Source organism: Streptomyces tubercidicus (assembly GCF_027497495.1).
GTDB classification, from domain to species: Bacteria; Actinomycetota; Actinomycetes; order Streptomycetales; family Streptomycetaceae; genus Streptomyces; species Streptomyces tubercidicus.
On sequence record NZ_CP114205.1, the window covers coordinates 7,849,282 to 7,871,927 of the forward strand.

The 22,646-nt window shown below is 68.5% G+C and carries 24 protein-coding genes; 11 read left to right on the plus strand and 13 right to left on the minus strand.

The window, feature by feature from the left end:
• Positions 1–144: 144 nt before the first annotated feature.
• From STRTU_RS33870 to STRTU_RS33885, 4 genes are all read right to left on the minus strand, one after another.
• Positions 145–885 carry an FG-GAP repeat domain-containing protein gene (locus STRTU_RS33870; protein ID WP_159748983.1) on the minus strand — a complete coding sequence of 247 codons (741 nt, stop codon included), beginning with the start codon at positions 883–885 and terminating at the stop codon, positions 145–147.
• 147 nt (positions 886–1,032) lie between these two features.
• On the minus strand, positions 1,033–1,602 hold the full coding sequence (locus STRTU_RS33875) for a DinB family protein (RefSeq protein WP_159748985.1): 570 nt from the start codon (positions 1,600–1,602) through the stop codon (positions 1,033–1,035).
• 121 nt (positions 1,603–1,723) lie between these two features.
• Complete coding sequence (locus STRTU_RS33880; protein WP_159748987.1) at positions 1,724–2,314, minus strand: DUF2867 domain-containing protein; 591 nt, start codon at positions 2,312–2,314, stop codon at positions 1,724–1,726.
• A 35-nt stretch (positions 2,315–2,349) separates the two neighbouring features.
• Complete coding sequence (locus tag STRTU_RS33885; RefSeq protein ID WP_159748989.1) at positions 2,350–4,344, minus strand: fumarylacetoacetate hydrolase family protein; 1,995 nt, start codon at positions 4,342–4,344, stop codon at positions 2,350–2,352.
• Positions 4,345–4,414: 70 nt separating this feature from the next.
• Between STRTU_RS33885 and STRTU_RS33890 the strand changes: the two genes are divergently transcribed.
• Complete coding sequence (locus STRTU_RS33890; protein ID WP_159748991.1) at positions 4,415–5,050, plus strand: TetR/AcrR family transcriptional regulator; 636 nt, start codon at positions 4,415–4,417, stop codon at positions 5,048–5,050.
• Positions 5,051–5,217: 167 nt separating this feature from the next.
• On the opposite strand, the gene STRTU_RS33895 is transcribed toward STRTU_RS33890, so the two are convergent.
• Positions 5,218–5,994 carry an SDR family oxidoreductase gene (locus tag STRTU_RS33895; RefSeq protein ID WP_159748993.1) on the minus strand — a complete coding sequence of 259 codons (777 nt, stop codon included), beginning with the start codon at positions 5,992–5,994 and terminating at the stop codon, positions 5,218–5,220.
• A gap of 199 nt (positions 5,995–6,193) precedes the next feature.
• Here STRTU_RS33895 and STRTU_RS33900 point away from each other — a divergent pair, with 199 nt between their 5' ends.
• The gene (locus STRTU_RS33900; RefSeq protein ID WP_159748995.1) at positions 6,194–6,508 is read left to right on the plus strand and encodes a hypothetical protein; all 315 of its coding nucleotides are present in this window, start codon (positions 6,194–6,196) and stop codon (positions 6,506–6,508) included.
• A 239-nt stretch (positions 6,509–6,747) separates the two neighbouring features.
• Positions 6,748–7,116: a low affinity iron permease family protein gene (locus STRTU_RS33905; RefSeq protein ID WP_159748997.1), complete on the plus strand. Its 369-nt coding sequence runs from the start codon at positions 6,748–6,750 to the stop codon at positions 7,114–7,116.
• Positions 7,117–7,273: 157 nt separating this feature from the next.
• On the opposite strand, the gene STRTU_RS33910 is transcribed toward STRTU_RS33905, so the two are convergent.
• Positions 7,274–8,407 carry a glutathione-independent formaldehyde dehydrogenase gene (locus STRTU_RS33910; RefSeq protein WP_159748999.1) on the minus strand — a complete coding sequence of 378 codons (1,134 nt, stop codon included), beginning with the start codon at positions 8,405–8,407 and terminating at the stop codon, positions 7,274–7,276.
• Positions 8,408–8,580: 173 nt separating this feature from the next.
• On the opposite strand from STRTU_RS33910, the gene STRTU_RS33915 reads away from it, so the two are divergent.
• Positions 8,581–8,772, plus strand: coding sequence for a hypothetical protein (locus STRTU_RS33915; protein WP_030931808.1), 192 nt, complete (start codon positions 8,581–8,583; stop codon positions 8,770–8,772).
• 72 nt (positions 8,773–8,844) lie between these two features.
• On the opposite strand, the gene STRTU_RS33920 is transcribed toward STRTU_RS33915, so the two are convergent.
• Positions 8,845–10,083 carry a PP2C family protein-serine/threonine phosphatase gene (locus STRTU_RS33920; RefSeq protein ID WP_159749001.1) on the minus strand — a complete coding sequence of 413 codons (1,239 nt, stop codon included), beginning with the start codon at positions 10,081–10,083 and terminating at the stop codon, positions 8,845–8,847.
• Positions 10,084–10,411: 328 nt separating this feature from the next.
• On the opposite strand from STRTU_RS33920, the gene STRTU_RS33925 reads away from it, so the two are divergent.
• Positions 10,412–10,738 carry a plasmid stabilization protein gene (locus tag STRTU_RS33925; RefSeq protein ID WP_159749003.1) on the plus strand — a complete coding sequence of 109 codons (327 nt, stop codon included), beginning with the start codon at positions 10,412–10,414 and terminating at the stop codon, positions 10,736–10,738.
• A 66-nt stretch (positions 10,739–10,804) separates the two neighbouring features.
• Here the strand turns inward: STRTU_RS33925 and STRTU_RS33930 are convergent, their stop codons facing one another.
• From STRTU_RS33930 to STRTU_RS33950, 5 genes are all read right to left on the minus strand, one after another.
• On the minus strand, positions 10,805–11,059 hold the full coding sequence (locus tag STRTU_RS33930; RefSeq protein ID WP_159749005.1) for a hypothetical protein: 255 nt from the start codon (positions 11,057–11,059) through the stop codon (positions 10,805–10,807).
• Between the two features lie 146 nt (positions 11,060–11,205).
• The gene (locus tag STRTU_RS33935) at positions 11,206–12,333 is read right to left on the minus strand and encodes a tetratricopeptide repeat protein (RefSeq protein ID WP_159749007.1); all 1,128 of its coding nucleotides are present in this window, start codon (positions 12,331–12,333) and stop codon (positions 11,206–11,208) included.
• The gene (locus STRTU_RS33940; RefSeq protein ID WP_159749009.1) at positions 12,330–13,670 is read right to left on the minus strand and encodes an ATP-binding protein; all 1,341 of its coding nucleotides are present in this window, start codon (positions 13,668–13,670) and stop codon (positions 12,330–12,332) included. Before STRTU_RS33940 ends, STRTU_RS33935 begins: the two co-directional genes overlap by 4 nt.
• Positions 13,671–13,836: 166 nt before the next feature.
• Positions 13,837–14,451, minus strand: a complete 615-nt coding sequence (locus tag STRTU_RS33945) for a TetR/AcrR family transcriptional regulator (RefSeq protein WP_159749011.1) — start codon at positions 14,449–14,451, stop codon at positions 13,837–13,839.
• Complete coding sequence (locus STRTU_RS33950) at positions 14,451–15,299, minus strand: oxidoreductase (protein ID WP_159749013.1); 849 nt, start codon at positions 15,297–15,299, stop codon at positions 14,451–14,453. The genes STRTU_RS33945 and STRTU_RS33950 overlap by 1 nt, the downstream gene beginning before the upstream one ends.
• A 552-nt stretch (positions 15,300–15,851) precedes the next feature.
• Between STRTU_RS33950 and STRTU_RS33955 the strand changes: the two genes are divergently transcribed.
• The 3 genes from STRTU_RS33955 to STRTU_RS33965 all read left to right on the plus strand — a co-directional run bounded on the left by STRTU_RS33955 (position 15,852) and on the right by STRTU_RS33965 (position 18,247).
• Complete coding sequence (locus tag STRTU_RS33955; RefSeq protein WP_159749015.1) at positions 15,852–16,157, plus strand: hypothetical protein; 306 nt, start codon at positions 15,852–15,854, stop codon at positions 16,155–16,157.
• Positions 16,158–16,388: 231 nt separating this feature from the next.
• A complete protein-coding gene (locus tag STRTU_RS33960; protein ID WP_159749017.1) occupies positions 16,389–16,847 on the plus strand; it encodes a MarR family winged helix-turn-helix transcriptional regulator in 459 nt (152 codons plus the stop codon).
• Between the two features lie 11 nt (positions 16,848–16,858).
• On the plus strand, positions 16,859–18,247 hold the full coding sequence (locus STRTU_RS33965; protein ID WP_174879014.1) for an MFS transporter: 1,389 nt from the start codon (positions 16,859–16,861) through the stop codon (positions 18,245–18,247).
• A 67-nt stretch (positions 18,248–18,314) separates the two neighbouring features.
• On the opposite strand, the gene STRTU_RS33970 is transcribed toward STRTU_RS33965, so the two are convergent.
• On the minus strand, positions 18,315–19,358 hold the full coding sequence (locus STRTU_RS33970; protein ID WP_159749019.1) for a bifunctional class I SAM-dependent methyltransferase/NUDIX hydrolase: 1,044 nt from the start codon (positions 19,356–19,358) through the stop codon (positions 18,315–18,317).
• Positions 19,359–19,510: 152 nt separating this feature from the next.
• On the opposite strand from STRTU_RS33970, the gene STRTU_RS33975 reads away from it, so the two are divergent.
• From STRTU_RS33975 to STRTU_RS33985, 3 genes are all read left to right on the plus strand, one after another.
• Positions 19,511–21,031, plus strand: coding sequence for a hypothetical protein (locus STRTU_RS33975; protein WP_159749021.1), 1,521 nt, complete (start codon positions 19,511–19,513; stop codon positions 21,029–21,031).
• 184 nt (positions 21,032–21,215) lie between these two features.
• Positions 21,216–21,941 (plus strand): nucleotidyltransferase domain-containing protein, encoded by a 726-nt coding sequence (locus STRTU_RS33980; protein ID WP_159749023.1) that lies wholly within the window; start codon positions 21,216–21,218, stop codon positions 21,939–21,941.
• A gap of 212 nt (positions 21,942–22,153) precedes the next feature.
• The gene (locus tag STRTU_RS33985; protein ID WP_159749025.1) at positions 22,154–22,603 is read left to right on the plus strand and encodes a hypothetical protein; all 450 of its coding nucleotides are present in this window, start codon (positions 22,154–22,156) and stop codon (positions 22,601–22,603) included.
• Positions 22,604–22,646: the final 43 nt, after the last annotated feature.

Consider the following 22,646-nt stretch of genomic DNA (forward strand, 5'->3'; position numbering starts at 1 on the left):
GCGTGCCGGTGGACTCGCACGAGCGTGGAGTCCACCGGCACTGCCCAGGTCAGAACGTCATCGGCCTCGGCCTGGGCCCCCAGCGCGGTGCAGACGCTCTCGGGCCCTCATGATCAGGCGGCCCGCTGCGGCGCCCGATTGTCGTCAGGAGCAGGGCTTGTAGAAGTGCTTCCAGCCGTCGCCGGGCATGGACGGCGGCTCGTTTGTCGTCCCGAACTCCCCGTACTTGACCTGAAGGTCGTAGTCATAGTTCCCGGGACCGCTGCCCGGCTTCGTCAGACGTACGTCCCGGTCCAGCGTTCCGTCACCGGCGTTGTTGAGGATCGCCAGGTCCGGGTACGCGTCGCCGCCGTAATTGGCGATCCGAAGCTGCTGAGCCTCGCCCAGGTCGCCGATGTCGGAGTGCCGGGACTTGGCGGAGGCCAGGTTCGACCGCTTGAGCGGGCCGGGCCGGTAGTCCGCGACGCGCGCCGTCGCGGGGTCATCCCCGTCGGCCGGCGTGACGAGGTTGACGACCATGTCCAGGGTGCCGTCGCGCTGGAAGTCGGCGACCGCGGCGGTCGTGACCTCCCCCTTCTTCGCGCCGAGAAGCTGGCTGACGGCGTGCTTGGGGCCGAACGAGCCGTTCGCGGTGCCCCACTGGATCGTCATCTTGGTGCCGGTGAGGCCGGGATTGCTGATCTTGTCCGGGTGGCGGTCGCCATCAAGGTCGCCGACCAGCGTCGTGGCATCGGCCAGGCACGGGGCCGTCATCGCGGCTCCCTTGCCGGACGACGCTGCCGGGGCCGGCGCGGCGACCGCTTGGGCCTGGAAGCCGGCGAACGTCAGGGGCAGGGCAATGGCCGCGGCCGGCACGGCGATCAGCTGTAAACGCTTACGACGCATCTCGAACTCCTCAGGTTGTCGTTGTTGAGAAGTGAGATGCCGTCAGCACACGGGAGGTTTATGTCAGTTCGCTGTATTACACAACCGTGACGTGCGAACGGGAGAGCGGCACGACCCGGCTGCTCCGTCCTCTCGCCCGGCCGGTTTTCACTGACCCACCCTGCCGTCGACGCACTCGCGCAACAGGTCGGCGTGCCCGCAGTGACGGGCGTACTCCTCGACCCTGTGCACCAGCAGCTCCCGGACCACGATCCCGTCCTTCCCCACACGCGCGCCGAGGTCCGGGTGCCCGGCCAGCGCGGCGTCGGTCGCGGCCTGCTCACGCTCCAGATCGGAGTACGCGGCATCGACCGCCGTCTGCTCGGCGACCACTCCGTTGAAGTCCGCGTCACGCTCGCCGTACAGCTTCGGCAGCGGGTCACCGTCGCTGATCCAGTTGCGCCAGTCCCGTTCCACCTCGGCGAGGTGCCGAACCAGGCCGAGCAGCGACATCGTCGACGGTGGAACCGACCGCCGGGCCATTTGCTCCGCGTCCAGGCCCGCGCACTTCATCCGCAGGGTCATGCGGTAGTTCGTCAGGTAGTCCTGCAGCGTCGCAAGCTCGCCCTCCGGACTGGGGCCTTCGCTGTTGCGCGGGTCGTCGTCCGGATCGGCCCACATGTCGGTGTAGACGGTTGCCTGGCTCCATCGTGCGGGTTGGTCAGTCATACGGGGCATGTTCGTCTGCGACGGCCAGGTCCGCTACTGATTTCTTGAGCCCGCTGGCCCGAGACGAGTGGTTCGGGCGAGCGGGCTCCGTCACGGGCGGTCGCAGAGGTACGCGAAATCGGTGGTCCGGCTATCCCGCTTGTTGGCCTTCGGCCGGGACCCGCCAGGCACGTCCGATCATGCGCATCAGAGCCGGATCCACGATCAGATGTCGAAGCGGCCGGATCGCCGCCATATAGACCTTTCCGAACAGCCCGTTCGGCTTCACCAGAACCGCCATCTGACCGCGGTAGCCACCGCACCAATCCGGGACCCAGCCGATGTGCATCACCGCGTGCACGGTCCGGTTGGCCACCTCCGCCGCCCATTCGCGGTCCGTCAGGTAGACGGGGGTGAGCGGAAGCGCCCGGAAGCCGGGTCCGGGCGGGGCAGCACGGAGATCCGCCGGCAACCTGTCGCGGAGAGTCTGCACCCGCGCGCCGAGACCGGAGCCGGGCCGGTCCCAGCCGAGCAGTGCGCCGAGCTTCCAGCGGAGCGCGAAGAGTGGGCGGGTTGCACCGGAGAACCGACCGCTCCCGGAGGTCATTTGCCGGACCAGGCGCGTGAGGTCGTCCGGGCCTCCGGGCGTGGGCAGCGCCCATACGTCCTCCAGCCGGAAGTCGGGCGTCAGGTCGTGAATCCGCCAGGGAAGTGAGGAGTGCGCGGTGTTCGGAAGTCTCATTGGTGGCCGCCTTGTTGAGTACAGAGGAGTACGTGTCACCGGGGCCCGACGGCCGCTGACTGCCGACGCCTGTCCCATTCGGCCATCAGGCCGAACAGGGCGAACCTGTCGAGTACGGGCTGGTCAGGGTGGATCTCGCGATAGCGCCGATAGACGTTGACCACGACTCGTTCGGTGTCCAGCCAGCCGGCGTACTCGGCCAGATCGATCCCGAACGCCGCCTCCTGGAAGTCAAGGCCCTTGGCGTAGGCGGCGTCGGCCTGTTCGACGATATGGCCGAAGTAGTCCCGCACGGCGCGGATCCCGTTGGCGTCCGTCACCGGGCCATGGCCTGGCACCACCGTCGTCGCGCCGAGGCTGATCATCGCGTCGCAGGCGGCGATCCAGTTGGCGAGGGGGCCACTCCATACGATCGGTGTGCACCCGATGAACAACAGGTCGCCCGCGAACAGCACTCCCGCATCGGGGATGTGCACCACCGTGTCCGCCTCGGTGTGGGCGGGCCCGAGATTGAGCAACTGCACCTCGCGACCGCCCACGTCGAGGGCAAGCCGCCGGTCGAAGGTCCGGTCGGGAGCGCGCAGACGGATGCCGCCGAAGTCGAACTGCCCGAAGCGGTCCCGCAGATACGGCGTGAGCGTCGGTCCGAGGTCCATGACCTGTAGGGCCGCGGTCAGTTCGGGCACCATCTCGGTGTGCATCTCGTGCGCCGTCCCCTCGGCGGCGATGACGCGCACCGAGCCGGGCAGCAGCTGGCCGCCGTGGGTGTGGTCGCCGTTGGCGTGGGTGAGCACGGCCTGGCGCAGCGGATGCCGGTCCGTGACCGGCCGCATGCCCGACAGCATTTCGGCGGTGAGCGGCAGGTCGTACAGCGTATCGACCAGCAGCGAGGCACCGTCGCCCGCGATCAGCCCCGCATTGCTCCAGCCGTACCCGCCATCGGGCAGCAGCCACGCCCAGACGCCGTCGCCGACCTGATGCAGCCCCTTGGTGTACGGCATGGCGGAGGCGGCCGGGTTGACCCGCGGCCGACGGGGCTGCGCGGTGGGGTCGGGCCGGGCGGCGAGCGGATGGGGAGGGGCACTGGCCCGTACGGTCTGCCGTACCTCGCCCAGCCCGTCGGCGCGCAGCGACACCACATCGCCGTCCTTGAGCCAGCCGCGGAACGCCGCGAGATCGCCGAAGTCGAGGTGTTCCAGCAGACAGCAGCCGGGAACGGTGCCCGAGCCGAAGACATCTCCCGGTCGGAGCTCGACTCCCCGGGAGGCGTAGGAGATGACTTCGCCGAACGTCCAGTCCATGGACTCGGTACGGCCGGTCCCGACCAGCTCGCCATTGACCTCGGCCCGCACCTGGAGCGCGAGCCTGCCGTCCAGGTCGAAGGGCAGCTCGTCCGGTGTGACCAGCCACTGCCCGAGCGTGGACGCACCATCCTTGCCCTTCGCCTGGCCGATCTTGAGCTGGCCCTCCAGGCCCTGCAGGTCGCGGGCGCTCCAGTCGCAGAAGAGGGTGTAGCCGGCGATATGACCTTCGGCCTGCTGGGGCGTCAGATCCTGGCCCGCGGTGCCGATCACGGCGGCGATCTCCAGCTCGAAGTCGAACCAGGCGCTGCCGGGGGAGATGGGCACCTCGTCATGGGGGCCGATGACGCTGGCGGTGTTGGCGAAGTAGAAGGCGGGGATCTGGTACCAGGTCCGCTCCAGCGGTCCCGTATCGCCGACGGCCTTGCGGCAAGCGCGGATGTGGTCAAGGAAGCACAGGCAGTCCCGGATCGACGGGGGCCTGGGGAGCGGGGCTTTGAGCGTGACGTCGGCCGGCGCGACGACATCAGCGGGCTCGGCGAGCGCGCGCCGGCCCGCCTGCCGCAGCGTGGAGCCGAGCAGTTCGATCAGCGAAGTGCCGTCCGGTAACGCATGGATCAGATCGCCGTTGATGACACCGACCCGATCGGGACCGACCTGATCGGGACCGACCCGATCGGCACCGGCCCGGTCGCCGTCATTCGTGGCGGCGTAGGTGACGAAGCGCAAAACAACCTCCCCATCTCATCTTCCTATGTTGGTCAGCATAGAATATTATTGCTAGCACAGAGGAGGTGTCGTGACAACGCGACGAGAGCAGACCAGTCACGAAAGCAGCGAGCTGATCCTCAGGGCAGCGGCAGAGCTGTTCGCGGCGAAGGGCTATCGACAGACCACATTCGCCGACGTGGCCGAGCGGTCCGGCATCAGCAGGGGATCGATCCCCTGGCACTTCGGCAGCAAGGAGGGCCTCCTGCTGGCCGTCCTCGAACGCTCGGTGGACCTGATCCGCGCCGGACTCGTCGAAGAGCCGGGGGAGCGGGTGGAGCCGGAGGAGGCGGCGGCGGGGTTCGACCGCCTGCTGGGGGGCGCCGACGCCCTGTTCGCCCAGCCCACCACCAAGCTCTTCGTCACGCTCCTGGTGGAGGCACTGGAACCGGGCTCACCCATCCACGGCCGCTACGTCGAGATCCACAACACCCTGCGCGACCATTGCCGACGCTGGCTGGAGCGACTCCCCCTGCCGCCCGGCCTGTCCGCCGAAACGCTGTCCGTCACCCTCATCGGCGCCGGCATCGGCATCCACCAGCAGTGGCTGCTGGCCCCCGAACGCGTCGACCCGAAGCAGGCACTCGCCGCGCTGCGCACGCTGGTGGCGGGGGCGGTGCTGTCGGCCGACGGTGAGCCGCCGACCGGGGGTGAGCTCGGGAGGTGAGCTGGGGCCGCCCTGCGGCCGAGTTCCTTGGTACGTACGGGAGTTGGGGCCGGGGGAGGCGACGCCTCAGCTCCGGTCCCCCCTCCCCGCCCCCGGCCACCCCGCCGCGGCCACCCGCGCCGATCAGCTCGATCACAACGTCATCGCCGGGGGTAGCCACCAGAACGTCAACGCAGGGTGTAGCCACCGTCCGGATACAGGGTCGAACCGGTCGTGAAGCCATTGGTGAAGAGGAACAACACGGCCTGGGCGATCTCATCCTCCGTACCGAGCCGACCGAGGACGGTGTCCCTTCGGTACTGGGCGAACGCCGCCTCCCGGTCCTCCTGCGGGCGGTGCGCCCAGAGATTGCCGTCGACGGTACCGGGCGAGACGACATTGACCCGAACCGGTGCCAGCTCCACGGCCAGGCCCCGGCCCAGCCCCTCGATCGCTGCGTTGCAGGCCGCATAGGCGGGCGCGGCGGCCGGCGGACGGGCGCCCGCGGCACCGGCCATCAGGACGACGGAGCCGTCCTCCGCCAGCTTGGACGCGGCCGACCTGACCGCGTGGTACTGCCCCCAGAACTTGGAAACAAAGGGACTTTCGGCATCCTCATCGCTCAACTCCCGCATGGGGCCGACCCGGTAGGAGGCGGCGGAGGTGAAGAGGTGGTCGACGCGGTCGAGCTCCGCGAAGAACGAGGCGAGCGAGGAACGGTCCGTGGTGTCCACGGCCCGCCAGCGCGCATGGCCGCCCAGTTCCGCCGCGGCCGCGACGAGACGGGCAGGGGTACGCCCACCGAGGACGACGTGGGCGCCCGCCGCGACCGCTTGGTGAGCGACACGTAAGCCGATACCGGACCCACCTCCGATCAGGACGACAGTCCGTCCACGAAGAGGGCCGGCATCGGGGAGACCGTGGGCGCGGGCGCGGGCGTGGTCGTGGCAAGGCAGTTCATCCATGGCAGCAGGCTCCGAGGGCTGAGTTTCATGGGCAGTGATTCCCACACCCCGCAGCGCGCCAGCCGATCAAGGTATTCCTCAGCCCTGCCATCCCGTGAGGTGGCTAGTGGACGGCGTGGGCGATTTGTTTCCTCGTACCCCTTCCAGGGAATGATCTGTGCAACTGTGCGAGGATTTCAGTGAGTCGGGGGGCTTGCTCATGAGCAGTACGTCACGGTCGTATCAGAATGGCGCGGAGGCGGATGACGCCGAGCCTGAGCCGAAGCGACCCAAGGTGAAGCAGATCGCGCTCAAGCCGCCCTCCCCGGGGCCGCTGCCCGACGGGGGCACCAAGCGTTTCAGCGACGAGCACCTCGACCCCCTCGCCTCGATGCTGGCCAAGGTCAACAACGGCGAGCCCATACCGGCTCCCGGGGACAGGGTGGACAGCGAGGACCGCGACATCCATGAGGAGGAGTGGCGGGCGCATGACCGCCACGGCCCCTATGGGCAAAGGCGTCGCCGCAGGAATTAGCGCGACTCGGCGATGGCGGTCATGCGCCGTTTGCTATGTCCTCCTCGCTCCTCGACGCCGGTGCGGGGTGGGGGAGGGCGGTCAGCGGCGGGGTCGACGGGAGGGCTAGGACGACGGCCGGGTGGCCTCTCGGTGTGGCTGGCGACTCGTCGCTGTTCAAGTGAAAAATGATGACGCCTTCGGCATGGCGCTGCATGCCGTTGCCGTCCCATTGACTATCCAGGTGCTATTCAGGTGCCATGACCCTTCGTCACCCCGCAGAGCGGGGCGGAGACCGGCGGGGGCGGTTTGCCGAACTGGCCGCGAAATCCTCGCATTTCACCAGCTCTCCCGCCTTCTTTGTGCTCTGCCTCGCGCTGATCGCACTGTTCCTGGCCGTTCATTTCGCGCATCTGCCGCTGGGATGGCAACTGCTGGCGGGGGACCTCATGACAGCGGTGACCCTGCTCCTCCTCGCCTTGCTGAAGAATTCCGAACTTCGCGCGGAACATGCGATCCAGCGGAAGCTCGACGCCTTGGCAGCCGCCCTGCTGGAGACCCGCGAAGGACAGGAGGGAGAGGCGGCGGAGGAACTCAGGAGAGTGATTCGCCTGGAGGACGAGACGTAGCCCGGCGATCAGTATCACCGAGCGGGGGAGCCGTTCGTCGGGCCGGCGCGGCATCTGCCGCGAAAAGGACCATAGGGGAAGCCGGTCTCGACGAACGGCAGGTCACTGGCACGGCATCCAGGCCGGCACCTCCGCCAGCCGGACTGTCTCGCGAAGCCTACGGATGCAGAACCACCTTCGTGTACCCCTCGATGCGCTTGTCGAACTTGTCGTAAGCCGAGGGGGCCTGGTCCAGGGGCAGGTCGTGTGAGACGACGAAGCTCGGTTTCGCGCGGCCCTCGATGATCATGTCGCGCAGGAACCGGTTGTAGCGCTTCACATTGCACTGCCCCGTACCTATCCGCAGCCCCTTCTCGAAGAGCTTGCCGATCGACACCAGGAGCATGCCCCGCTTGGCCTGTTCATCCGGGCCGCCCGGATCCGCCGGTACGTACAGGCCGGGTACGCCCAGGGCACCGGTGGCGCGGACCGTTTCGACGAGCGAGTTCAGCACGGTCGCCGGTTCCTCGCGCGCCGCGCCGTGCGCCATCGCCTGGTAGCCGACGGCGTCCACGCCCTTGTCCGTGCCGACGCCCTCCGTCTGGTCCTTGATCTGCTCCACCGGATTGCCCTCGGCGAAGTTGACCGGAACCGCGCCGATCTCCTCGGCCTTCGCCAGCCGCTCGGGCACCCGGTCCACGACGAAGACCTTGCTCGCGCCGCGCAGCAGCGCCGAGTAGGCGGCCATCAGCCCGACCGGTCCGCCGCCGTATACCGCGACGTTCTCCCCGGGGCGTACCTGGGCGAGTTCGCAGCCGTGGTACCCGGTGGGGAAGATGTCGGCGAGCAGGATGAAGTCGCTCTCGTGCTCATTTCCCGGTGGCAGCTTCAGGCAGTTGAAGTCGGCGTAGGGGACGCGCAGATATTCGGCCTGGCCGCCCGCCCAGGGGCCCATGGCGACATAACCGTAAGCGCCGCCCGCAAATCCCGGATTGACGGTCTGACAGAATCCCGTGAATCCCTCGACGCAATTGTCGCAGAATCCGCAGGCGACATTGAAGGGCATGACCACCCGGTCGCCCTCCTTGAGGGAGGTGACGCCCTGGCCGAGCTCCTCGATGATTCCCATGTTCTCGTGCCCGAAGACGATGCCCGGCTCGGCTGCCGTACGGCCTTCGTACATATGCAGGTCCGAGCCGCAGATCGCGGTGGAGGTGACCCTGACGATCGCCTCGTTGGGGTGCTGGATTCCGGGCTTGTCAACATTCTCGACAGCTACCGAGAACGGTCCTTTGTAGACGACGGCTTTCATTTGCTGCCACCTCCCGCTCAGCGAAGAGTGCGCATGGATTCCCGCCCCATTGGCGTGAGCTATCACTCATGATTCTCCGGTCTGCTGGGCGGGGCAAGCCGCTAATCTATGAGGGAATATCCACTTTCTGGTATCGCAATGTCGCACCGAGCAGCGAAAGAGGAGGGCGACACGTGGCAGCACAGCGACTCGGGACCTTGCTCGTCCCGGTACCCGGCCTGTCCGGCACCACGTACCCGCCCGGCACCACGGTTACCGTCCGTGGTCGCGGTGCGACGGTCGATGCCTTTGTGAACGGCGACTGGCTCCCGCTGTCGTGGTGGGAGTTCTCCGACGGTCTCCGTGAGGACATCGCCGACCGCTGACTGGCCTTCCCACCTGCGGATTCGTCGTGCAGGACGCGGCGAAAGCGATGAAAGCGGCGGAATCAGCCGCCGTCACAACCGAGTGATGATCAAGGCGATGTCGTCGCGGGCGCCGCCGGTGACGCCGAGGTGGGCGAGCAGGGCGTCGGCCAGGCGTTCCGGGCTCAGGGCCCGGAAGCTGACGAGGGCCTCGGTCAGCCGGGAGAGCCCGGCGTCGATGTCCTCATCGCGACGTTCGATCAGCCCATCGGTGTACAGCACGAGGGTGTCCCCGGGGAGGTAGGCCGTACCGGCCTGGGGGCGCGGCACATGCTGGGGACGCGCGCCCAAGGGCGGGTCGGTGGCCTGGTCCAGCAGGTCGTAGCTGCCATCCGTGTGCACCAGGATCGGCGGCGGATGGCCCGCGTTGCTGTAGATGATCAGGCGGCTGCGGGGATCCACCAGCGCCTTGACGGCGGTGGTGTTCAGCGCGCCCTCCACCGATCGGGCGTACAGCCCCAGCACCTCCAGCGCCTGGGCGGGCCGCTCCAGGGCACGGATCGCGGCGCTCAGGGCGCTGCGCAGCATGCCCATGGCCGCGGCCGCCTCCAGACCGTGGCCGACGACGTCGCCGACCGCCAGCGCGAAGCGGCCATCGGGCAGGTCGACCATGTCGTACCAGTCGCCGCACACATTCAGCGATCCGGCGGCGGGCAGATAACGCACCGCGACTTCCCGGTGCCGTGCCAGATCCGGTGACTGGAGCATGGCCTCCTGGAGGGTGACGGCCACCTGGCGCTCACGGGTGTGGGCCTGGCGCAGCTCCTCGTTCAGCCGCTGCAGCTCACGCGCCCTGGCGTACAGCTCGGCCTCCAGAGCTTCGCGCTCGGTCAGCTGCCCGGTCGGCGGACGGTTGCTCCCCGCACGGGCCTGGATGAACGCGGTCACATCCTCGACCCGGTGAATGATCCATGCCACCGTCCCGTCCTGCCCGAGAATCGGCGTATTGACCGGGGACCACCAGCGCTCCTCGAACGCCCCGGGCCGGCCCATGACAGGGATGTCGTACTTCTGCAGAGCCATGGTGTCGGGCTCACGCGAGGTCAGGACCCGGTGCAGCGAGGCATCCAGATTCCGTACGCCATCGGCCTCGGGATCGGCGGGGTTGTCCGGGAAGGCGTCGAAGATATGCCGTCCGATCAGGTCCTGTCTGGTTCGCTGGGTCGCGTCCAGGTAGGCCCGGTTGACTTCCACGATCACCAGGTCCGGCCCCAGCACCAGGTAGGGGCTCGGCGTGGCGACGAACAGTGCCGCGTAATCCATCCCTGACATCGCCGCCGTCTCCCTGTCCTTCTCCGTGCCGCCGGCTCCGCCCCTTCACGCTACGGTCCGTCCGCCACACCCGCCCGCCCAGCGCCCGCCCCGTCAGCGCCCCGCCCTGCTCGGGTGGACGCCGCTGGCCCCGCTCACGGATGCCAGGCCCCCTCTGCCGCACCACCTCCACCATCCGGCTGCGCGGTCGGCTCTCTCATGTCGCGGATCGCTCCCTTTCGGAGTGGAGTGGTAGATGCACGGACCACAGCCGGTGGATGCCCCTCGGCTGTGGGGTGGCCGACATTCGGCACACGCAAGACGCCTCACTTGATCAAGGAGCGGCATCATGCCGGCAGGTTCGGACAAGAAGCGTGAGCGGCAGTACGAGCACATCAAGGCGAACGCGCTGGAGCACGGTGTATCGGAGAAGCGCGCCAAGGAAATCGCCGCACGCACGGTGAACAAGGAACGCGCCCGCGCCGGGGAGGCGAGGTCCGCCGGCAAGGCCTCCACCCGCGACCCCAAATCCGCCCCCCAGCGCGGCGGCGAACGCTCCCACAGCGGTCCTCAAGGCCCCACGAAGGACCAGCTGTACGCGGAGGCCCAGCGGAAGAACATCGACGGCCGCTCCCACATGAACAAGGAAGAGCTCCGCAGGGCTCTCGGGCGTTAGGCGTGTTGTCCGGACAGGTTGGTGACGCCCCGCCCAAATGCCGTACTTCTCGGGCAGGTACACCCACTAGTCGAGATGCAGGAGCAGGAGTAGCGCTCCCACCACCAGGATGGGAAGCCCAAGGGCACGGATGAACCCGGGCCGTGCGTTCAGTGTCGGAACGTACGGAGTCTCAAGGCGCCCATGGCTCCACTGCATTTCGCGGCGCCGGTCAGCCGCCTTGCTCTGCACCTGCTCACATCTGCGCCGTATGAATCCGCCGATGTCGAACAGCACGCCGGCGCCAATCATCACAAACAGAACCGCAAGACCCATAGCCATAGGGCCAGCCTATGAGGTGGGTGAGTCCCGTCGGACTACGGTGGTGGTGGCCAGGGGGAGTGACGAACTACTCGGCGCCTCCTGGCCATCTGGCATAGGAGCCAGCGGCCAGGAACCTTCCTCTCCCTTCGGGCTCGGGCCGTTCCTCACCGGGTCTTCTTCCGGTCGAACCAGATCGTCGCAAACGTCGGCGCGAGCCCTGCCCAGAACAGAATCTGCGGCAACGTCCTTTCCTCCCAGGGTATTTGGGCGATCAGCAGTGCGCACAGCATGGCCCAGGCCGCCTGGGCCAGCACTATGCGGGGCCACCGGCGGCGGCGTATAAGTGACCGCACATTGAGCTGGACGCCGGCGCGCCGGCGCCGGTAGCGCAGCAGGGCGCCGACGATCCAGATGGCGGTTGCCACCACGAGGTACCAGAGGCGCTGGCCGAGTGGCAGCGGCAAATCCCGCTGCACCTTGCCCGCGACGGCGAACAGGTCCATCCCCGACCCGGCGAAGGCGACACAGAGCAGGGCCAGCCACCGCACCCCGCGCAGCATGCGGTACGTGGCTTGGTCGAGGCCACGCTGCATCTCGGCGGAGTCCGGTGCGGCGGCAAGCCCGGTGGCGTAAAGGTCGGCGGCCCGCGCGGCCTTGACGCCCGGGGCCTGGGCGGCCTTCGTGGTCTGCCGAGCCAGGGCCTCTGTGTGGGTGGGGTCGAGCCGGAGGATGGCGTGGTCGAGCTGGTCGGCGAGGGTGGTGTTGAGCGAGAAGGTGGCGACCTGGTGGGCGATTTCGTGGGCGTAGATCTCCTCGGGGCCCAGCCGCAGCGCCTCCGCTGCCAGGTCGGCCGCCTCGCGGAGGACATCGGCGCGCTCGTGGGGCGGGGGGAATCTGGAGCCGTTCGCCTGGACGTAACGGACCAACGACATGCGGCAAACGGCGTCCGCGAGCATCGTATAGCCGTACCAGTGGTGCGGGTCGGCCCGGACCGCTTCGCGCAGTACGGGCTCGGCCGCGCGCCATGCCCTGTCGGGTATGCGGGTCAGTGCCTTGGCGCGCAGGATGAGTGCGAAGAAGTCCTCGGGAGCCAGCTTGAGTGCCTCGTCAGCCGCGTGAAGGGCTTGTTCGGGCTGCTCCGTTTTCAGGTGGCAGTGGCCGATCTCGATCCAGGCACGCCGGTCGTCGGGGTTTTCGGCGAGGTGCTGCGCCAGCACAGCCCTGGCCTGCTCGTAGCGTTCAAATTCGAAGAGGGCCTGGGCCTGCTCGACGGCCGAGTTCAGTTCGGTCACAGCTTCCGCTTCTTCTTCAGGTAGGCCACCAGGTCGTCGTACATCCCGCCGTCGTTCGCGTACATCGCCACGTTGCGTGCGGACGCGAACCACGGCTCCGTCGAGGGACCGATCTGCCCCGCCGCGGCCAGCAGGTCCTTCATCCCGATCAGGCGTACGGTCCCGGTCCGGGCCGAATCCAGCAGCGCCTGCTCGGCCGCGGCCTCGCACACATGGGCCAGGTCGGCGCCGGACAGGCCGTCGGTGGCCTTGACGAGCTTGCCGAGGTCGACGTTCTCGATGGGCCGCTCCCGCAGGTGGTAGCGGAGAATCGCCTCCCGGGCCGGCCCGTCGGGTGGCAGCACCAGCAAGGTCCGGTCCAGCCGGCCGGGGCGGCGCAGCGCGATGTCCACGTCCCAGGGCACATTGGTCGCGGCGAGCACGAACACGCCCTCGTTCGCCTCCGCCTCGACGCCGTCCAGCTCGGTCAGCAACTGGTTGACGGTGTTGCGCATCCCCGCGCTCTGGGTGCGGCTGCGCTTTCCGCCGAGCGCGTCCAGTTCGTCCAGGAAGACCACGCACGGGGCCTGGCGGCGGGCCGTCTGGAAGAGTTCGTGCATATTGCGCTCGGAGTTGCCCATCCACATGTCGAGTACGTCGTTGACCGACACGGACAGGAAGTTCGCCCCGAGCTCACCGGCGACCGCGCGGGCGATGAAGGTCTTGCCACAGCCCGGCGGCCCGTACAGCAGGAGACCGCCGCGAAGACTCTTGCCGTACAGACGGCGCAGCTCCGGATTGCGCAACGGCGCCAGAAAGGCCGCCTCCAGCCGCTCCTTGACCTCTTGCATGCCGCCCACATCGGCGAGGCGGACGGCCCCGGGCCGCTCCACATCCCAGGCGGCAACGCCCTCAGGGTCGCCGCTGCCGTCGACGGTCAGCGGCGCTTCCACGAAACGGGGTGGCACGACATCACCGACCTGGTCCTCGGCGGCCTTCCAGTTGAAACCCGGGCCCGAGGCGGGGGCGGACGCCGGGGCCTGTCCGGCCGCGGGGTCCTGCGGCGGTCCGGCCACAGAGTTCGGAGGCCGGCCGGGCACCGGGGGCTGCGGCGGCGAGGGAAGCGCCGCTTCGTCGGAGATGTTTGTCGGCGTACCTGCCAGGGCCCGGACCATCAACTCGCGTGCCTGGGCGTCACCGGGCGCGTGCTGCAAGGCCACGGAGACCTCCCCCACCGCGGCGTCACCGTGCCCCGCGGACAGCAGCAACTCGGCGAGGTGAAGCCGCAGTGGCACGTCATCGGGCGCCGCCGCAACGGCCTTGCGCATGCTCTGTATAAGGGGGGATTCCGCCGACATGACCCACACTTTACGGAGCCGAAGTGGGCGACTTGCGGGCGCCCTTGGTGTGCCCGGCACTGGTTTGGGTCGTGCTGCCGTCACGGGGGCGTCGGGGAAGCACAATGGACGGTAGGGCTGGAAGCCACGGGGTTCGGTTTCGGGCCTGACCGTCACGCCACGTCCGTCAGGTGGTCAGACCGGCACTGGTCAGCCAGATGTGTTCGCAGGTCGCGGATGCCCCTTGCAGCGTCTCGCGGGACTCTTGTGAGGCGTGGTAGAAGGTCCGCTCGATCATCCAGCACAGGGCGCGTGCCATCGCTGAGGCTTGTTCTGGTTCGGTGCCGGCCTGGATGCCGGCCCGTTCCAGGACGGCGGCGATGGCCGTGATGAACAAGTCCGCTGTATGGCTCCACAGCTCGCCGATCTCCGGCACGGTCAACGACAGGTCGATCGCCGTGCGCATGACCAGGCCGTGCTCGTTCCACAGTTCTACCGTGCGCTGCATGGCTTCTGCGATGGCCTGGCGGGGCTCGTCGGTCTGCGCGGTGGTCCGGGACCGCTCCCACAGATGCTCGACGGTACGCGCCACGAGTGCCACCACTACTTCTTGCTTGGAGCCGAAGTAGAAGTACAGGGCGCCGCGTGTGATGCCGGCGCCCTGGGCGATGTCGCCGACGGTCATGGCGTTGTAGCCCTTGTGCGCGAGCAGGGCTTCGCAGGTGTCCAGGATGGCCCGCTCCCGCAGATCGCCCTTGCGTTCGGTGCTGCGTCGGCTCCGCGCGGGCTGGTGGCTGGGCATCAGAGCTGAGCACCTTCGTCGAAGTCGGTCGTGCGGGAGAGCGTCTCCCATGCGCGGATGTCCTCGTCCACGGAAGTGCGTGCAGTGGTGACCAGCCGCAGCGCGTCCGAGCCCAGGACGAGGTGGGCCGGCGGCTGGTCGACCGAGGCGATGCGCACGACGGCTTCTCCGGCCTTGGCCGGGTTGCCGAGCTGGTTCCCGCTTGCCTTCTGCCGCGCTTCACGGATGGGATCGAACAGCTCGTCGTAGTCGTCGATGGTCCGCGCGGCGCGTGTCATGGACCGTCCGGCCCAGTCGGTGCGGAAGGAGCCGGGCTCGATCGCCGTCACGTGGATCCCGAACTGTGCGACCTCCTTGCCCAGTGCTTCGAGGATGCCTTCCAGGGCGAACTTGCTGCCGCAGTAGGCGGACATGCCGGGCACGGCCATGAGCCCGCCCATGGAGGTGACGGCCATCAGGTGTCCGCGGCGGCGTCGGCGCATGTGGGGCAGTGCTGCCTGCAGGGTGGCCACTGCCCCGAATACGTTGATCTCGAATTGCCGCCGGACCTCGGCCAGCGGGGTTTCCTCGAAGGTGCCCTCCAGGCCGTAGCCGGCGTTGGCGATGACGACATCCAAGGGGCCGACGCCTCGCTCCACCTCCGTGATCACATCCGAGACGGCGTGGTCGTCCGTCACGTCCAGGATGCGGCCGCGAGCGTAACCGGGCTCAAGCCCCTCGAAGGCTTGCAGGTCCTCCTCGGAGCGGACCGTGCCGACAACGGTGTGACCGGCAGTCAGGGCGGCCTGGGCGAAGGCACGTCCCAGGCCCGTGCTGACGCCGGTGATGAGCCAGTTCTGCCTCTGCATTGCTCCTCCAGGAAGGTCTCGCGGGGAGCAGGACTGCTCCCCGCCCAGAAAGTCTACACGGTGTATATTTTTATCTTCGCCGCGTTGGTTCTGGGTTACTCAACGGCATCACGCCTGGCCGGGGGAGATCCGGCCGTACCGAGACCGGGGCCCGCTGGCGCAGGCCGCTGTGCGCACTGGCTGGTGAGCTGCGGTGCCGGCACAACCTCACGCCGGCTGGAGAGGAGGAGCCGCGCTGGCCACCATCACACCGGAGGTCATTACGGGACAGCCCTTAGGGAGCCCCCGCCGCGGCCGGGCGGAAAAAGGGTTTCCGCTTTCGTGGACCGTGCCCTAAAGTGCCGACCGCGCCGAACCCTTGAGAGCGTGGTGGCTCCGTGGGTTCCCACGGGGCACCCGCTGTTCCCACGGGACACCCACCACCCGATGGGCCGCCGGATTCCGCCCGGCAGGCGCTGCGGAGAAAGGAAGGAGTGGTCGCCGTGACATTCCGAACCTAGCCGCCCGCCCGGAAAGTCCGGGACCCCGGGCGGCGGTTCCGGAAGGAACGCGATGTCCCGTACGGACAAGACGAAACCGCTGTGGGTGCGCCACGCGGAGCACAACCCCCGACCGCTTCACGATCACCGCTACGGCGCCTGTGACCTGCCGCCGCATCCGACGCAGGAGGACACGGACACCCGCTGCCGCTGGGAAAGCCCCCACACGCTGCTGTTCGGCCACACCTGCTGTGCGGGGTGCAATGTGCGCGCCTGCAACAAGGAACGGCAGCAGATGGTGAAGGCCGACAACCGCAAGGAGCGCTACGCGGGCCGGCGCGAGGCACGCCGTTTCGCCAACGGAGCGGACAGCGACTGATCCCACCCCTCCCTTCGCCCAGAACTGGATGACGCTGAGGTGCACGGGACCTTCGGACCTTCCTGCGACCGTGCACCGAAGCGGACTCACCGACTGCGGCGGCCTGGGCCCGCTGCGCGATAGTCGGCGGCCGTGACCAACTTCCCGTATCCGCAGTGCAGTTCATGCCGTGCATGAGCGGAGAGCGGTCGCACTGTTCGAGCAGCGTCGCAACCGCGTAGGGTCTCAACTATGAAAGCTGGCTTTCCTATCAAGGTTGATGATCTGGACCCCAGCGCGGTGGGTTCGGCGCTGCAGGCGAGCCTCGGGCTGTTCGTGCGGCGGCTTCGTCAGCCGGTCCAGGGCGAGCTCACCCTGCCCGAGGTCTCGGTCCTGTCGCGCCTGGAACGGGCCGAGTTGGCCACGACGAGCGAGCTGGCCAGGGCCGAGCAGATCACCCCGCAGGCGATGGGGATGACGCTCGCCGGGCTCGTACGGCGCGACCTGGTGGAGCGCCGCCCCGATCCCGCTGACCGTCGGCGGGTGGTCCTGTCGGTGACCGAGGCCGGGCAGAGGGCGCTGCGGAAGAGGCGCGGCGACCGGGCCGAGCAGCTGGCGGAGGCACTCGCCGCCGGCGGGTTCACCCGCGCCGAGCTGGAGACCCTGATGGCCGCAGCGCCGCTGATCGAGCGGCTGGGCGAGAACCTGTGACGCGGGAGCAGGTGGCACCCGACGTCTCCCATTCCGCCAACGCGTTCTCGTGGCGGTTCGTGACGCCGCTGTTCACGGGGGCGGCGATCAACGCGATCAATACCTCGCTCATCGCGACCGCCCTGGTGCCGATCGCGGCCGCCGTCCACGTCCCGGTGGGGCGGACCGCGGTGCTGGTATCGGCGCTGTACCTGGCCTGCGCCATCGCCCAGCCGGTGGGCGGGAAGCTGGCGGAGGAGTTCGGGCCGCGCCGGGTGTTCCTGGCCGGCACCCTGGTCGTCCTGGCGGGCGGCCTCGTGGGCGGGGCGGGGCAGAATCTGACCACCTTGGTCGTGGCCCGGGTGCTCATCGGGGTGGGCAGCTCCGCCGTCTATCCCTCCGCGATGCTGCTCATCCGCCGCCGGGCCGAGACCGCCGGGCTGGACGCGCCGCCCGGCGGCGTCCTCGGGGGCCTGATGATCGCCGGTGCGGCTACCTCTGCCCTTGGCCTCCCGATCGGCGGCGTACTGGTCGACGCCTGGGGGTGGCGGACCACCTTCTTCATCAACCTCCCCTTCGCGCTCCTGGCCCTCGCCATGGCCTTCGTCTGGATCCCTGCCGACACGCGGGTCCGGCGAGCGAGAACACTTCGCGAGCTCGCGGCGCGCCTCGACGTGGTGGGCATCGCGGGCTTCGGCGGGGCCATCGCCGCACTGTTGGTGTACTTGACGGGACTTCCGCACGCCAACTGGTCCGTACTCGCCCTGGCTGTCGTCCTCGGCGCGGGGCTCGTGTGGTGGGAGCTACGGGCGCGCAGTCCGTTCTTCGACGTCCGCCTGCTGGCCACGAATACGGCGCTCACCCGCACCTACCTGCGCTTCGCCGTGGCGGGGCTGTGCGTCTACACCGTCCTGTACGGCCTCACCCAGTGGCTTCAGGCCGGTCGGAGCATGTCCTCCGAGCAGGCCGGCCTGCTCCTGCTCCCCATGAGCGCGCTCTCCGCCCTGCTCGCCCGTCCGATCTCGCAACGGAACCTGGTCCGGATGCCGCTCATCGTTGCGGCGGTGTCCTGTCTGGCCGCTTCGACCGGGGTGCTCGCACTGACCGAGCGCACCCCGATCGTCTGGATCGTGGCCATCACCCTGCTCTTCGGAATCACCCTGGGCACCACCATCAGCGCCAATCAGACGACCCTGTACACCCAGGTCGGAGCCGGTGAGATCGGCACCGCTGCGGGGCTCTTCCGGACGTTCGGCTTCCTCGGCTCCATCGCCTCTTCCGCGCTGATTTCCGTCGTGTTCCACACTCAGGTCAACGACCACCGCCTCCACATGATCGCCCTGATCATGGTCACCGTCAGCATCCTGGGGCTGATCATCGTGCTCACCGACCGCACGCTCATGGCACGCGCCCGCGCGTGACGCATCGCCCCACCGGCCAGGCGCAGTTGCCGGACGACTCGCGGATTCGGGCTTACGGCCGCGTTCGTCAGGCGACGGGGTACCGGTGGACGGGCGGCAGGCCGGGCAGGAGGCCGGGCCAGACGGCATCCAGGACATGGGCGCTGGGCGTGAACAGCTCGGCGGCAAGAGTCGGGAGGTCGGCGACATCGTGCCACTCCCAGCGGCGGATGAGGTCCGGCTCCCGCACGGCCGGTGTGCCGCAGAAGCCGACGACGCGCACGGCGGCGGTCACGCGCGGCATGCCGTGTACGGCGTCCATCAGAATCGCCAACAGCCGCGCCTCGGCCGCCTCGGCCCTCAGCCCGGTCTCCTCGTCCAACTCGCGCACGGCGGCCTCGACAAACGACTCTCCGCCGTCGTTCTTGCCGCCGGGCAGCTCCCACGTCCCGCGCAGTGACCTGCCCAGCAGCACATGACCCGCTTCATTCGTCACCACGACGCCCGCACCGGTCAACGCATGCGGGGACGGACGCCCCTTGCCTTTGTACGCCACGGGCTCCGATACGGGGTCCCGCAGCATGAGGAACGCCAGCCCTCCGGCGTCACGTCGTTCGACCGTCTGCCATCCGGCGGACAGCAGGGTGATCTCCTCCTCGTCGAGCGCGATACCCCGGCGGTCGTCAGGCACTGCCGCCGCGACCGGGGTGATGACCACGACCGCGCCACCGGGGCTCAGCCGTTCGAGGAGTCGGCGGAGGACACGGGTACGGTCGCCGATGAAGGCGTAGCTCAGGCGGAGTGTGATGAGGTCGTACGAGGAGTTCAGGCCGTCAAGCGAATCGCGCTCGATATCGCACTGCACGTACCGCACTGTGCCCGATGTCGGTGGTGTCTGCGCGGCGGTGCTCAGGGCCGAGGCGGCGTAGTCGACGGCATCCACGGTGTAGCCGGTGGCCGCGAGGTGGCGGGCGAGTCCGCCCAGGCCGCAGCCCACGTCCAGGGCATGGCCGCCGCCGGGCGGGGCGGGAACCATTTCACGAAGCAGGGCGTGTTCGGTGTCGTCGAGCGGCCGGAACGAACGGCCTTCTCCGTAATGGGCGTCCCATGAGTCCTGCGTGGCGTATTCCATCGCGCAACTGCCTTCCAGGTATTGGTATTGGGTGAGTTGCTGAACCGGTCGGCGGGTCTCGGTGTGCCGCGAAGCGCCAGTGAATCCTGCCCCCTTGTGGCCCCAGAGCGAACGTCGCGTCCGCTGTCAGTGCCCGCCCCTACAGTGTCCGCATGATTGCCGAGACGCAGCCGGAGAATTCCCCGCCGCATCTGCTGGAGAAGTGGATCGACGAGCTGCCGTATCAGCTGCTGCTCCTGGAGAGGGTGCACCTTCCCGAGGAATTTCCGTTCGACTACGGCCCCGGGTCGCTCGAAGCGCTGGAGGCTCGACTCCTGGAGGGCGACGATTACGTCCAGGGGAGCGCGAAGCAGGCGGAGTTGGTGGAGAGTGCGACGGCCTACCTCGGTGAAGTCCTGCTAGGTGTCGCGGGTGGCGAGTGGGGCTGGCACGCTCGCCCGGTCAACGGCCTTCCGGGGCAGCCCGTTGTCTGTCCGGACCCTGAGCTGGAACTCTCGCCCGTGGCACCGATGTTGCTGATCTCGTACGCCCGTCGGGTCCGCACGGGGACGGCGTTCGCCGAGGAGCTGGTGAGGTTGCGAACGGCCGTGGCGGTCCGGCAGGAGGAGATACCGGGGTGGCAGCCGGTCAAGGACCACCGGCCGCATGTGGACCCCAGGGCGGTGCAGCCGGAGGAGCCGGTGCTGTCGGCGTGGCTGGCCGAGCGGAGGGAGGCGCACCCGGCCTGGGCCCAGGACGCCTTCGACGGAGCGTGGCGGTGGAATTTCCACCCCGGCACCCTGGACTGGCTGGAAGCCGTCGTGAAGCGGCGGTTCGCGACGGTGGAGGAATTCGACGCCGCGCGCGACGAGTCGTTCGTGCAGGGGGCCTGCTGGTATCTGGGCGAGGTCATCCGGCGTAACAAGGGGGCGGTGTGGCAGTACATCCCGTACGCCCCTGCCGCCGAACCCGGAGCCCCGGGGTCGCGGGAGCACCCGTGGACCGAGGTGCCGTTCGTGGATCAGCCGGACAAGCGGGTCGGGGGCGCGGCGATTCTGGTGGAGTGCCTGCGTGCGCTGCTCCTCGAAGAGGAGGCGGCGGGCGGGGAGCGGAATGCGGGACAACTCAGGCTGCAGGACGAGCTGTTCTGGTTCCGGGCATCCTCGTATGCGCACGTGGGGGCGCTGCTGACGCGAATGGGCATGGTGTCCCGGGAGAAGGTCGACACCGTCCTCACGGGGTACGCATTCGCGCACGCCGAGTTGTCACCACACGAAGTGCCCGGTGCACTCGAATCGTTCGGCGTGGCGATCTCGGCTCACGCGGACGATGTCGACGATCTGGAGGAGAGCTATACGGGACTGTTGGAGGAGGCCGCGGCACTCACCGAGGGGGTGGTGACCATCACCGATGTCCGGTTGTACGGCGGCGAGTTCGGCGAAACCCTGGAATTCACCCGCAACGGCGTTCTGATCACCCACGAGACCGAGCACTATTCGAGTGATTACCTCGACCAGCTCGCGATCATGGAGTTCATCGGCCACGTCGACCCCGACCCCGGCGACGATGCACGCCGGTTCCACCTGGTCGATTTCGTACACCTCAGGGACGGCGGTTACGACAACTACTACGTCTTCGCCACACCGGAACAGGCCACCGTGCTGGAGAAGGAACTCGGCCTGGAACTGCGCTGACGGCCTGGAACTGCGCTGACGGCCTGGAGCTGCGCTGACGGCCTGGAACTGCGCTGAGCGAACCGAGAACAGACCGCTGAACCGGCCCCGGCGCGGGCTGGGGCCGATCGGTCCCGACCGGTCAGGACAGGACCGGTCCCAATCCGTCGCGAACCCACAGCTGAAGCTGGCACCATCAACGCCCATGGATGATCCAGCAGCCCCGACAGCCCAAGCTCTGAGCCTGATTACCAGCCACTACCCGCACGCCCTGGGCGCGATCCTGGGCGGTTCAGCCGCTCAAGGACGCGCAACTCCGACCAGCGATCTGGACGTGGCGATCCTGCTTCCGGACTCGGACACCAGCCGTCGGGAGGTGATCCGCCACGACGGCCGCCTGGCCGAACTGTTCCTGCACACCCTTGCGGACCTGCCGGGGTTCTTCGCATGGGACAGGGCCCGCCGCCGGGGCACCGTTCTCTTCATCTATGACCAGGGTCTGCCCCTGATGGATCCGCACGGCCATGTGTCCCGTGCACGCACACAGGCCAGAGCGGTGCTCGCATCCGGCCCGCCACCCCTCACCCCCACCGAGCGGGAACGAAGCCGCTACGTCCTCACCTGCTTCATGGACGACCTGATCGACACTCCGCCGGCCGACAGATACGAACAGCTCTCCCTCGCCGACTCCACGCTCCGCGAGGCCGCGCACCTGCTCACCGCACACCACAACGCCTGGACGGGCATCGGCAAATGGCTGCCCCGAAGACTGCTCAGCGCAGACCCGGAACGAGGCAGAGCCCTGCTGAACGGCCATAAAACCGTGGCCGAAAACGGCGACCCCGCCCCACTGGCAGCCGCGGCCGAGAAACTGCTTGAGCTGCTCGGTGGACCACTGCGCGAGGGCTACACCCAACACTGGGGTGACTGACCTCACCTCCGTCGGGCCGCTGCCCCTCCCCACCGGGCGGCACGTTCGAACCTGATCGAATCCGGTGTCCTTTGTGTGCTACAAGTGCTTGAATCGACTCTGACTCCGACACCGGGCAGCGCCCGGGGGGCGAGGGGCGTTCCATGACCGGGAGCGTCCCCCGCCCACGTCGGCAACACGCAACACCGTTGATTCAAGGGGGAGAAGAGAACATGAAGCGCAACTTCATGCGGACGGTGTCCGCGGCAGCGTTGAGCACTACGGGGCTGATCGGGATCGGCACGGCCACCGCGGGCGCCACCCCCGCCACTCCGGCCGCGCCGCACGCAGCGGCAGCTGACTCCGTGTCCCCGGCCGAAGTGGGCCTCAACGCCGCCAAGTTCTATTTCTTCAAGGACGACAACCGGCACGGCGGTTACGCCTATGTGACGGGCTCCGACCGCGACCTGAGGAACAACCGCTGGCTGAGCGGACCACACAAGGGCCGCACGATCGACGGCGGCACCAGCTCGGTCAACAACACCACGTCCCACTTCGTGGTGCTGAGCGACCACCCCGGCAGCTGCGTCGGACCGCACTACTACTCCAACGCGCACAGCTCCGACAACGCCCTGTCGAACAACGGCTTCGACAACAAGGCCAGCTGCGTGAGCTTCCGGTAGCAGAGCAGTACGGTGGGGCGTCCCGCAGAGGCCGCCCCACCGT